Here is a 12,346-nt window from a genome sequence, read left to right on the forward strand (position 1 = left end):
CTCCCGCAGGGGGGTGGCCCTGTGCGTTCCTCGGGGGCTGCGTAACCTTGCGGCCCATTTCCGAGGCCATGCTCTACCTGCTCATCGCCCTGATCTTCATCGTCGGCTATGCCGGCATCGCTCTGGAGCACCCGTTGAAGGTGAACAAGGCCGCCAGCGCCGTGCTCACTGGCATGCTGATCTGGACGGTGATCATGCTCGGGCATGACGAACTGTTCCCCGGCGCCGAGGGTGGCCACGAGCACCTGCTGCATCAGCTCTTCGAGCACATCAGCGAGATCGCCAGCATCCTCTTCTTCCTGCTGGGGGCCATGGCGGTGGTGGAGCTGATGGACGCGCACGAGGGCTTCCGTGTCATCACCGACCGCATCCGGAGCACCAACAAGCGGGCCCTGCTCTGGGTGATCGGCATCCTCACCTTCTTCCTCAGCGCCGCGCTGGACAACATGACCACGGCGATCGTGATGGCGGCGCTGCTGCGCAAGTTCATCCGCGACAAGGACGACGTGTGGACCTTCGCCGGCCTGGTGATCATCGCGGCCAATGCCGGGGGCGCCTGGAGTCCGATCGGCGACGTCACCACCATCATGCTGTGGATCGGTGGGCAGGTCACCACGGCCAACATCATCCTCAAGCTGTTCCTGCCGAGCGTGGTGTGCCTTGTGCTGCCGTTGCTGTGGTTGTCCGTGCGGGCCAAGGGGCGCCTGAACCTGGTGGACCTGCCGGCGCAGCAGGAGGAGGGCTCCGCGGCGCGCTTGAGCACCCGGGAGAAGTACATGGTCTTCTTTCTGGGCATGACCACCCTGCTCGGCGTGCCGCTGTTCAAGTCGGTGACGCACCTGCCGCCCTTCATGGGGCTGATGCTCGGCCTGGGCGTGCTGTGGGTCTTCACCGAGCTCATCCATGAGCGGCACCCGAAGTGGAAGGAGCGCAAGCACATGACCGTGTCGTCGATCCTCTCGCGCGTGGACCACAGCAGCATCCTGTTCTTCCTGGGGATCCTGGTGGCGGTGGCAGGCCTGCAGGTGGCGGGTCACCTCACGGACATGGCGCACCTGCTCGATCGGTCACTGGGCAACATCTACGCCATCAACACGGTGATCGGCGCGATGAGCGCCATCGTGGACAACGTGCCGCTGGTGGCGGCCGCCATGGGCATGTACCCGATGACGCAATTCCCCGTGGACCATGAGTTCTGGGAGCTGCTGGCCTACTGCGCGGGCACGGGCGGCAGCATGCTCATCATCGGCAGCGCGGCCGGCGTGGCCGTGATGGGCATCCTGGGCATCGACTTCATGTGGTATGTGCGCCGCATGACGGTGCCTGCCGCGCTGGGCTACGTCGGCGGCATCCTCACGTTCTGGCTGCTGTGGCACTGAGGGCCTGTTCGAAGCGATCCCGAACAGGCTCCGAGGCCCGGCCTCACACGGTGGGGATGCCGTGCAGCTTGCACAGCCACCCCAGGTGTCCGATGTGGCTGCCCTCGTGCCGGATGGCGTGCATGATCACGTCGCGCACCTGGCCCGCGCCGCCGAGCGGAAGCCCGGTGGGGTTGGGCGCGCTGAGCGCCTCCTCGCCCAGGGTGGCCACATGCGCGATGGACTGGCGATGCACCTCGTGGAACATGTGCAGGACCTCCTCCACATGCGGCCGTTCATCCTCCGGAGCGCCATGGGCGCCCAAGGTGTAGTGCTTCGCCCAGCTGAACTTGATCACCGGGCCACCGGTGCTGCGCAGCAGCAGACCGTTCTCGCTGGTGGCCAGGTGCGCCACCAGCCAGAAGGCCGAGTTGAGGGCCTTGCCCTCGCACATGAACCGCTTATGCAAGGTGCCGTTGGTGCCATCGGGGTCGGCCTTCAGCAGGCGGCCGAGGTAGTACATCGTGTAGTCCCGGGTGCGGTCCATCATGGCCGCCAGGAAGCGTGCTTCATCGATCATGCGGGCAAGGTAGCGCGACGATCAGCCCTTCGCGGCCAGCAACTCCTCCAGGTGGCGCCGCAAGGTGAGGCCTGTGCTGTTCCAGTTCAACCGCTCATGGTGCTCGTTCAGCGCGCCATGGGCCAGTGCGCGGTACCGCTGCGGCTCGATCATCAGTTCGGCGATCGTTGCGGCATAGGCGTCGGCATCGGCATCCAAGGGCAGGGCCATGCCGTTCAGCCCGTCCCTGACCGAGCTGGGGGTTCCGCCCACGGCGGTGGTGATGCAGGGCACACCGAAGGCATTGCATTCGCTGAAGACGATGGGCGAACAATCGGCGCGGGTGGGCAGCAGCAGGACGTGCGAGCGCTGGATGAGGTTGGTGATGCGGCGCTGCCCGGCTGCGGTGTTCTTGGCGATGAAGGGCACCACCTCGACATACGGCGGGAGCTTCGCCTCGGGAGGCGTACAGCCCACGATGGTGAGCCGCACGTCGAGACCCTGCGCGTGCAGCCGCTCCGCCGTCCGTAACGCAAGGTCGCCGCCCTTGCGCTCCCAGCTCACCGCCAGGAAGAGCAGTTCGCAGCGCTCCATCGGGCGGCTGTCGATCACCTGCTCGATGCGGGAGCGCGCCGGGATGCGGTCGAGGTTGCAACCGAAGGGCACCACGCGGATGCGCGACGGATCGGCATCATAGTGCTCCACGGCGGTGCGGGCGGCCCACTCGCTTGAATAGATGGCCAGATCGCAGCTGCGCAGCGCCTCCCGTTCCAGGTCGTGCCCCTGCTGCAGGTAGCGCTTGGGGTAGTTGCGGTACTCCGGGTACAGGTCGAGGATGCCGGCGAAGGTGGCGTCGGTGTAGAACACCTTCGGCCGGTCGCACCTCAGCAGGGCCACCGGGATGCTGCTGGGGGAGAACACCACGTCACAATCGCTCTCGGCGAGCGCTTCGCCGATCTGGCCGGCGAATCGCTCGGCCATGGTGGTGGTGCGCTCCACCGGGAAGATGCTGTCCGGCGAGATCCAGTGCTGGACCTTGTTCACCGCCTTGCGGAGCAGCACGCGGGTGCGCTGCAGATCGCCGAGGTAGCGCATCTGCACCTGTTGGTCCTCCAGGCTTTTCGCAATGAACCGCACCGTACCGCTCCAGGCCCGGACGTCGGTCGGGTCCATGCTGGTGGCGTACATCAACCGCAAGGAGGCGGGGTGTGTCCGCAGGTCACGGACCTTAACGTGTTGCTCGCGCACGGATCTGGAGCGGCGTGGGCCGCGGTTCGGACAAAGGTGATCAGTCCGGTCCCATATCGTCAACCGCCTTCGACGGCTCCATGGTTCGGAGCGATCAACTCCTCGAGCGGCCCGGCGGGTCGGGTACCTTTGCCGCATGTCCGGCAACAGCACGGGGAGGATCTTTCGGCTCACCACCTTCGGCGCCAGCCACGATGCGGCCATCGGCGGGGTGGTGGAAGGCTGTCCTGCCGGTCTACGCCTGGACCTGGAGGCCGTGCAGCAGGAGCTGGACCGCCGACGCCCGGGCAGCACCGCCTTGGGCACCGCCCGCCGCGAGGGCGACCGCGTGGAGCTGTTGAGCGGCGTGATGGACGGCGTGACGCTGGGCACGCCGATCGGTTTCCTGATCCGCAACACCGACGCCCGGCCGCAGGATTACGAACACCTGAAGGACACGTACCGGCCGGGTCACGCCGACCTCACCTGGGAACAGAAGTACGGTGTCCGTGATCACCGCGGCGGCGGCCGCAGCAGTGCGCGGGAGACCGCCTGCCGCGTGGTGGGCGGCGCGATCGCGCGGCAGCTGCTCGCCATGGCGGGGGTGCGGGTGCAGGCCTGGGTGTCGCAGGTGGGCGAGGTGCGGCTCGGCGGGGTGCCCTTCGATGCCGCCGACACCTGGTCCAGCCCGGTGCGCTGTCCGCACGCGCCCACGGCCGAGGCCATGACGGCCCTGATCGAGGCGGTGCGGGCCGAAGGGGACAGCATCGGCGGCTGCGTCAGCGCCCGCATCAGCGGAACACCACCGGGCCTGGGCGAACCGGTGTTCGACAAGCTGCACGCCGACCTGGGCAAGGCCATGTTGGGCATCAACGCCGTGAAGGGCTTCCAGCTGGGCACGGGCTTCGCTGCGGTGGCCATGCGCGGTTCGGCGCACAACGATGCTTTGGAGCCCGATGGCGCCGGTGGCATCCGCAGCGCCACCAACCGGGGCGGTGGCGTGCAGGGCGGCATCAGCACCGGGGCCGACATTCTGTTCGAGGTGGCCTTCAAGCCGCCCGCCACGGTGATGCGGCCGCAGGCCTCCGTGGACCGCGAGGGGCGGCCGGTGGTGCTGGAAGGCCGCGGCCGCCACGACCCCTGCGTGGTGCCCCGCGCCGTGCCCATCGTGGAGGCCATGGCCTGCCTGGTGCTGGCCGATCATCTGCTTCGGCAGCGCTCGGCGCGCATCTGACCCACCTTCCATCCACGATCGTTGTTCGCAACCCGAACGGTTCACGGCCGCGGTCGCCCGGCCACCGCATGATCTTTGCACCCTCATCCCGAACGCACCATGGGCAAATGGTTCAAACGCATCGTCATCGCCGGGGGCGTCCTGGTGGTGCTGCTGATCGCCGCCATCATCCTCATCCCCGTCCTGTTCAAGGACCGCATCGAGGCCCTGGTGAAGGAACAGGTGAACGCCACCCTCAACGCCACGGTGGAGTGGGGTGAGTGGGACATCACCCTGCTGCGCAGCTTTCCCGACCTCACCGTGGAGGTGGCCGGTGTGAAGCTCTGCAACAAGGCCCCCTTCGAGGGCGTGTGCCTGGCCGACATCGGCTCGCTCACCGCCACGGTGGACATCAAGAGCGTGTTCGGGGACAAGGTGGACATCAAGCGGATCGGCCTGGTGCGGCCGCGGATCCATGCCGTGGTGCGCGCCGATGGTAAAGCGAACTGGGACATCACCCTGCCGGACAGCAGTGCGGCGGAAGCTCCGGCCGACACGGGCGGCGGCTTCTCCATCGGCCTGCGCGAGTACTGGATCGAGGACGGCCGTGTGGTGTACGACGACAGCACCCTCGCCTTCCGGATGGACCTGCTGGGCCTGGACCACAAGGGCACGGGCGACTTCACCCAGGACCTCTTCACCCTGTCCACCACCACGCATGTGGATACCGTGGACGTGCTCTTCGATTGCGTGCGTTATCTGCAGCGCGCGGTGGCCGACATCCGCGCCGACCTGGACATGGACATGGCAGGCATGAAGTTCACCTTCAAAGAGAACGAGGCCGTGATCAACCGCCTCACCCTGGGCTTCAACGGCTGGCTGGCGATGCCGGCGGACGACATCGACATGGACATCACCTGGGCGCTGAAGAAGAACGAGCTGGACGCGCTGCTCTCGATGGTGCCGGCCACCTTCGCCAAGGACCTGGAAGGGGTGGACATGAGCGGCAAGGCGGCTTTCGGTGGCTACGTGAAGGGCACGTACAGCGACCTCACGATGCCCGGCTTCGGCCTCGACATCGCCGTGGAGAACGGCCGCTTCAAGTACCCCGACCTGCCCGAGAGCGTGGAGCGCATCCAGGTGAAGGCCTCGATCGTGAGCCCGCAGGGCAACGACCTGGACGGCATGGTGATCGACGTGCCCGTCTTCGCCATGCAGGTGGCCACCAACCCGGTGAGCGCGCGGCTGCACCTGGAGCGTCCGATGAGCGATCCGCGCGTGGACCTGGCGGCGCAGGCCAAGCTCGACCTGGCCAGCCTGAAGCGCGTGGTGCCCTTGGAGAAGGGCGACGAGCTGAACGGCAAGCTCGATGTGGACGTGAAGGTGAAGGGCGCCGTCAGCGACATCGAGGCGCAGCGCTTCGAGAAGTTCACCGCGGAAGGTCGCGTGCTGCTGAGCGGCATGACCTACCGCAGCGACTCGCTGCCCTGGCCGGTGGGCATCACCACCCTCGACCTGGCGCTCAGCCCGCGCTACCTGGCGCTGAACGGCTTCGACGGCACCCTGGGCGGCAGTGACGTGCGCGCCAAGGGCCGCTTCGACAGCTACCTGCTGTGGTGGCTGAAGGACAGCACCCTCACCGGCACGTTCGACGTGGCCAGCCGCCGTTTCGACCTCAATGAACTGATGGGCCCCGAGGAGCCCGCCACAGCGGAGAGCGCTCCGGCCGACACGGCCACCATGACCGTCATCGAAGTGCCCGCGAACATCAACTTCCGCCTCAGCGCCGAGGTGGGCGAGGTGCTCTATGACGACCTCACGCTCACCGGGCTCAAGGGCGGGGTGCACATCCACGACCGGCGGGTGGACCTCAACAAGCTGGCGTTCGGCCTCTTCGAGGGGCGTGTGGGGCTCGACGGGTCCTACGCCACCCCGGAAAAAGGCACGCCGGTGGCCGAGCTGCGCTACGACATCCGCGACATGGACATCGAGAAGACCGTACAGTACGTGGAGACCGTGCAGAAGCTCGCGCCCATCGCCAAGACCTGCAAAGGCAAGTACAGCACCACGCTCAGCATGCGCACCGAGCTGGATGCGGCGATGAGCCCGGTGATGGAGAGCCTCACCGGCCAGGGCACGCTCAGCACGCGCAACGTTCGGGTGGACGGCTTCCAGCCGCTGGTGGACCTGGCGAAGGCCTTCAAGGTGAAGGGCATCGAGAACACCACCCTGCCCAGTGTGGACTTCAGCTACGAGTTCCGCGATGGCAAGATGATCACCAAGCCCTTCGATGTGAAGATCGACCGGATCAAGGCGAACGTGGGCGGCAGCACGGCCTTCGCCGACCAGGCCATCGACTACGACCTGAAGGCCAAGGTGCCCACCGACATGTTCGGCGCGCAGGCCAACCAGCTGGTGGCCGGCTGGCTGGGCCAGGCGAACCAGGTGCTGGGCAGCGGGTTCCAGATGCCGGCGGAGATCGCGGTCACCGCGAAGATCACCGGCACCATCGACAAGCCGGTGGTGAAGCCGGTGTTCGCCGGTGGCGGTGGCAACCTCACGCAGACGATCGTCACCGAGGTGAAGCAGGAACTGAACCAGCAGATCGACAAGGCCAAGGAAGAGGCCATCGCACGGGCCCGGGAGGAGGCCGCCAAGCTGCTGGTCGAAGCGCAGAAGCAGGCGGACAACCTGAAGGCCACAGCCCGGCGTGAAGCGGCCAACATCAAGGGCCAGGCGTACAAGGCGGCCGACGACGAGCTGGCGAAGGTGACCAATCCGCTGGCCAAGCTGGCCGCCAAGGCCGTGGCCGACGCTGCCAAGAAGGAGGCCGACAAGCAGGAGCAGAAGGCCATCGCCGAAGCCGATAAAAAGGCCGACGGCATCGTGGTCGAGGCCCGCAAGCAGGGCGATGCCCTCATCGCCAAGGCCGAGCAGACCAACACCACGATCAAGTAGCGAAGGGGCATGGCCCTTGCGGGGGCGCTGCGAAGACGAACGGCATGAACGACATCACCAAGGCCGCCCTGACCGTTGCGGCGCTATTTCTCAGTGCGCCTGCGGTGGCGCAGGACGGGGAGATCGATCCGTGCGGCGCGCCCACGGACAAGAAGGTGCTGAAGCTCCTGGACGAGGCCGCCAAGGCCAAGGACGGCGCCACGCGCCACCAGAAGCTCAAGGAGACCCAGGAGGTGGACCCCGATTGTGCCGAGTGCCTCTTCCAGCTCGGCATCTCGGCGTACAAGCGGGCGCGTGAAGGCGGGGCCGACCTCAAGCCCGCCATCACCTACTTCGAGCGCCTGCAGGCCCGCTGCCCCGACCGGCACAGCGATGTGCACTACTACCTCGGCGCCGCGCACTATGCCAAGGGCGAGTACGCTGAAGCGGCCAAGGCCTTCCAGGCCTTCCTGAAATTCCCCACCGAGGACCAGAGCAAGTTCAGCAAGGACGTGGACAAGAAGACCGCCGATGTGGAGGAGCTGATGCCCGAACTGCGCTTCCACATGGACTTCTACCGCAACACCGCGCCGCTGGACCCCAGGCCGCTGCCCAACGTGTGCACGGCGGCGGACGAGTACCTGCCCATGCTGAGCCCGGACAACGAACTGCTCTTCTTCACGCGCAAGAGCAAGTACCAGGCGAAGGGCGACCTGGTGGCCAAGGACGTGGAGGAGCTCACCGAAAGCCGTCGTCCCGCCGACGCTAAGGACCACGACAAAGGCCGCGCGCTGCCCGATCCGTTCAACCTCGGCGACAGCTACGGCGGGGTCACTATCAGCGTGAACAACCGTGAGATGTTCGTCACCGTGTGCGGCGCGCCCGATGCGAAGGGCTACCGCAACTGCGACCTCTTCCGGTCGCACTACAACACGCACATGGACTTCGGCAGCGGGCAGCAGAAGTGGGAGTGGACCGGCCTGGAGGACCTGGGCCCGGCGGTGAACACGGTGGACGGCTGGGAGAGCCAGCCCACGCTGAGCGCCGACGGCCGCACGCTCTTCTTCGCCACGGTGAGGCCGGACAGCAAGGGCACCGACATCTACTTCAGCACCCGCGACGATCAAGGCGTGTGGAGCAAGGCGCAGCCGGTGCCGGGCCCCATCAACACGGCGGGCGATGAGAAGGCCCCCTTCCTGCACAGCGACAGCCGCACCCTGTATTTCGCCGCGCGGCCGGCGGTGGACGAGAACGGCGAGGCCCAGGAGGGGCGCGGTCACCGCGGCGTGGGCGGCTACGACATCTTCTTCAGCCGCATGAAGGACGACGGCAGCTGGGACACCCCCCGCAACATCGGCCACCCCATCAACACCGAGCAGGACGATCACGGGCTGATCGTGAGCGCCGACGGCCGCACCGCGCTCTTCGCCAGCAGCCGGTTCCGCGGGGTGGGCGGGCTGGACATCTACGGCTTCGCCCTGCCCACCGATGCCCGCCCGGAGGACATCCTCATCGTGAAGGGTGAGGTGCGCGACGAGAACGGCGAGGTGGTGTCCGACGCCAAAGTGGAGATCACCTACATGGACACGCGCCGCACCGAGGTGCTGCAGGTGGACCCCACCGACGGGCGCTACGCCACGGTCGTCAACCTGCGCAAGGGCGCCGATGTCATCATGACCGTCACCAAGAAGGATCACGTGTTCGACTCGCGCGCCTTCAGCCTGGCTGACACCGTGCGCGGGGTCACCGCCGAGGTGGACATGACCGTGCAGCGCATCGAGGTGGGCCGCAGCTACAAGGTGAACGACATCACCTACGCCACCAACTCGGCCGAGATCACCAAGGCTAGCGAGCACATCCTTGACCAGCTCATCGACTTCCTGAAGGACAACCCCACGGTGAGCATCCGCATCGAGGGCCACACGGACAACGTGGGCAACGATGCCGATAACCTGGCCCTCAGCAACGACCGCGCCTTCACCGTGATGGGCTACCTGCAGGCCCATGGCATCGCCGCCAAGCGCCTTGCCTTCAAGGGCTACGGCGCCGGCAAGCCCGTGGCCTCCAACGACATGGAGGCCGGCCGCGCGCGCAACCGCCGCACCGAGTTCGTCATCATGGGGCGTTGATCCGGATTTGGAACTTGTTCACAACTGGATACTTTTGTTCATAACTTTTCTTGACATGCGCTACCCGCTCGGGGTGACCCTTGTCCTGCTGGCCTCGGGCGCTCATGCCCAGGTTGCCCACGGCGGCGCCCCTCTGAACTGGGGAGGTACGTCGGGCCATCCCGCGTCCATCCCGAGCGTGCAGCTGCCCGCCCTGGACAGGGCCGTGCTGGTGCAGCAGGAGGCGGACAGCCCGGCCGTCGGTTTCCGCTACGGGGTGCAGCGCCCGGTGGCCGCCGATCTGCCGGCGCAAGGCCAGTGGATCGGCACCGGCGACGACCGCCGCGTGTGCCGGCTGATGATCGAGAGCCCCGGCGCGGTGATGCTCAGCGTGCAGTTCAGACTCTTCGACCTGGTGCCCGAGGCACGGGTCTACCTCTACGACCGGGACCGGCAACGCTATCTCGGTGGCTTCACCGAGCAGAACGAACTGCCCGATGGCGGCTTGGCCACCGCTGTGCTACCGGGTGATGCGGTGGTGATCGAACTGGTGGAACCGGCGATGTCCCGGGCCACGTCCCGCATCGAGGTGGGGAGCATCACGCACGGCTATCGCGACATCTTCCACTTCGGGGAGCAGGGCCTGCTGCGCGATTACGACCCCGGGTTCCAGAGCGCGGCCTGCAACGTCAACGTGGCCTGTCCGGAGAGCGCCGGATGGGAGCAGCAGATCCGGTCGGTGGCCATGTTCCTCCGACCTGATGGGAACGGCTGCAGCGGATCGCTGATCAACAGCACGGCGCAGCAGGGCCAGCCCTACTTCTACTTCGCCAACCACTGTCTGGTGCCGGCCACCATCGGCCAGTGGGTGTTCTACTTCAACTACCAGGCGCCCGGTTGTGTGGGCACGGTGGGCAATACCAACCAGACTGTGACCGGTGGTGTGCTGCGCTCGGCGTACTACTATGACGACTTCGCGCTGCTGGAGCTGTTGAACGCGCCGCCCACTAACTACGGGGTGTTCTATGCGGGCTGGGACCGCAGCGGTGCGGTGCCACAGTCCAGTGCCCTGATCCACCACCCCAACTACGACGTCAAGAAGTTCAGCCGCGACAACGACCCGGGCGTCGGGTATCAGGACGCCAACGGCATCAAGATGTGGCGCAGCGAGTGGGACCTCGGCGTGAGCCAGGCGGTGAGCAGCGGCGCGCCGCTCTTCGACCAGAACAAGCGCATCGTGGGGCACATGACCGAAGGGGCATACAACTGTACGGACCCGCAGCAGAACTGGGCCGGCGCGGCCAAGTTCAGCGAGAGCTGGGACGGGGCCTCGGCCTCGACGCGCTTGCGCGACTGGCTCGATCCGGCCAACAGCACGGTGACCTTGAACGGCTTCGACCCGCAGAACACGCCGCAGCCCACCCTCCAGGTCCGGCTCAAGGCCTTCCTGCAGGGACCGTACAACAGCGTGGCGTTGACCATGAACGGCACCCTGCGCGCCAATGGCCTGGTGCCCCTCACCGAGCCGTACACCGCGCTGGGCTACGCGCATGTGGCGGGCGGCGGCGGCGAGTCCACTACGCAGGCGGTGCTCAACGTCACGGGCACGGCCTCGGTGGTCGATTGGGTGGTGGTGGAGCTGCGCAACAAGACCAACGCCTCACAGGTGCTGGCCAGCCGCAGCGCCCTGCTGCTGCGCAACGGCAGCATCGTGGCGGTGGACGGCACCTCGGACCTGAGCTTCCAGCTGCCCGTGGACGACTACCACATCGCGGTGCGGCATCGCAACCACCTGGGCATCATGACGCAGAACCCGCAGCCGGTGGGCACCACGGCGGTGCTGCGCGACCTCAGCAACGGCTCGGTGCCGCTGAACGGCGGTGCCGCGGCCACGGTGAACGTGGGCGGGGTGCAGTTGATGCCGGCCGGTGACGGCACGCGCAACGGGCAGATCAAGTACACCGGCGGCGGCAACGACCGCGACCCCATCCTCACGCGCATCGGTGGTACGGTGCCCACGGCCACCACCACCGGCTACCATCCGGAGGACCTGAACCTGGACGGGGTGGTGAAGTACAGCGGGGGCGCGAACGACCGCGATGCGGTGCTGCAGGCCGTGGGGGGCAGCACGCCCACCGCGGTGCGCAACGCTCAGTTGCCCTGATCGCGGAGCTTGTCCTCGTTGCGGCGCATCCGCAGGTTGAGGCCCTCCACCAGGATGCTGAAGGCCATGGCGAAGTAGATGTAGGCCTTGTTGATGTGGCTGCCGGTGCCTTCCATCAGCAGCGCCACCCCGATCATCACCAGGAAGGCCAGCGCCAGCACCTTCACCGTGCCGTGCTTGTTGACGAACGCGCTGATGGCGTCCGAGGCGATGAGCATGATGAACACCGCGGCGATGACGGCCAGCACCATGATGAGGATCTCGTTGCTCATGCCCACGGCGGTGATCACGCTGTCCAGCGAGAACACGATGTCGATCAGCACGATCTGGGCGATGATGCCGGCCATGCGGGCGGCCTTGCGGGTGGCGCTCTCCTTCTCCCGCTTGTGCTCCACCTTGGCGTGGATCTCGACGGTGGCCTTGTAGATCAGGAAGAGGCCCCCGAGGATGAGCACCAGGTCGCGGCCGCTCACCGTGTGGTCCATCACGGTGAAGAGCGGGTCCTTGAGGCTCATCACCCAACTGAGGCTGAGCAGGAGCAGGACACGGGTGATCATCGCCAGCGAGAGGCCGATACGCCGGGCCTTGCGCTGCTGCTCCGCTGTGGGCAGCTCACCGCTGAGGATGGAGATGATGATGATGTTGTCGATGCCCAGCACGATCTCCATCACCGTGAGCCAGATGAGGGCGATCCAGCCGTGGGCGGTGAGGAAGACCGAGGGGTCGAGCTGGGCGAGGTCGATCATGACCGGGAGGGCGGGCGCGAAGATATCCGGACCA

At 66.8% G+C, this 12,346-nt stretch carries 8 protein-coding genes; 5 read left to right on the top strand and 3 right to left on the bottom strand.

From position 1 onward, the window contains the following. Positions 1-68: 68 nt before the first annotated feature. On the top strand, positions 69-1,379 hold the full coding sequence (gene nhaD / locus IPJ87_04145) for a sodium:proton antiporter NhaD (GenBank protein ID MBK7941056.1): 1,311 nt from the start codon (positions 69-71) through the stop codon (positions 1,377-1,379). A gap of 43 nt (positions 1,380-1,422) precedes the next feature. Here the strand turns inward: nhaD and IPJ87_04150 are convergent, their stop codons facing one another. Further along, positions 1,423-1,938 (bottom strand): DinB family protein, encoded by a 516-nt coding sequence (locus IPJ87_04150; protein ID MBK7941057.1) that lies wholly within the window; start codon positions 1,936-1,938, stop codon positions 1,423-1,425. Positions 1,939-1,959: 21 nt separating this feature from the next. Further along, positions 1,960-3,105 carry a glycosyltransferase family 4 protein gene (locus IPJ87_04155; GenBank protein MBK7941058.1) on the bottom strand — a complete coding sequence of 382 codons (1,146 nt, stop codon included), beginning with the start codon at positions 3,103-3,105 and terminating at the stop codon, positions 1,960-1,962. A 196-nt stretch (positions 3,106-3,301) separates the two neighbouring features. On the opposite strand from IPJ87_04155, the gene aroC reads away from it, so the two are divergent. From aroC to IPJ87_04175, 4 genes are all read left to right on the top strand, one after another. Beyond that, positions 3,302-4,378: a chorismate synthase gene (gene aroC / locus IPJ87_04160; GenBank protein MBK7941059.1), complete on the top strand. Its 1,077-nt coding sequence runs from the start codon at positions 3,302-3,304 to the stop codon at positions 4,376-4,378. A 99-nt stretch (positions 4,379-4,477) separates the two neighbouring features. Next, positions 4,478-7,315 (top strand): AsmA family protein, encoded by a 2,838-nt coding sequence (locus IPJ87_04165; GenBank protein MBK7941060.1) that lies wholly within the window; start codon positions 4,478-4,480, stop codon positions 7,313-7,315. A 44-nt stretch (positions 7,316-7,359) separates the two neighbouring features. Next, entirely contained in the window at positions 7,360-9,423 is a 2,064-nt protein-coding gene (locus IPJ87_04170; GenBank protein MBK7941061.1) for an OmpA family protein, read from the top strand. Between the two features lie 55 nt (positions 9,424-9,478). Next, positions 9,479-11,566 carry a hypothetical protein gene (locus tag IPJ87_04175; protein ID MBK7941062.1) on the top strand — a complete coding sequence of 696 codons (2,088 nt, stop codon included), beginning with the start codon at positions 9,479-9,481 and terminating at the stop codon, positions 11,564-11,566. On the opposite strand, the gene IPJ87_04180 is transcribed toward IPJ87_04175, so the two are convergent. Then, positions 11,554-12,312 carry a TerC family protein gene (locus tag IPJ87_04180; protein ID MBK7941063.1) on the bottom strand — a complete coding sequence of 253 codons (759 nt, stop codon included), beginning with the start codon at positions 12,310-12,312 and terminating at the stop codon, positions 11,554-11,556. The two genes, IPJ87_04175 and IPJ87_04180, sit on opposite strands and share 13 nt — an antisense overlap. Positions 12,313-12,346: the final 34 nt, after the last annotated feature.

It is taken from the genome of Flavobacteriales bacterium (genome assembly GCA_016713875.1).
Lineage (GTDB): Bacteria > Bacteroidota > Bacteroidia > Flavobacteriales_F > PHOS-HE28 > PHOS-HE28.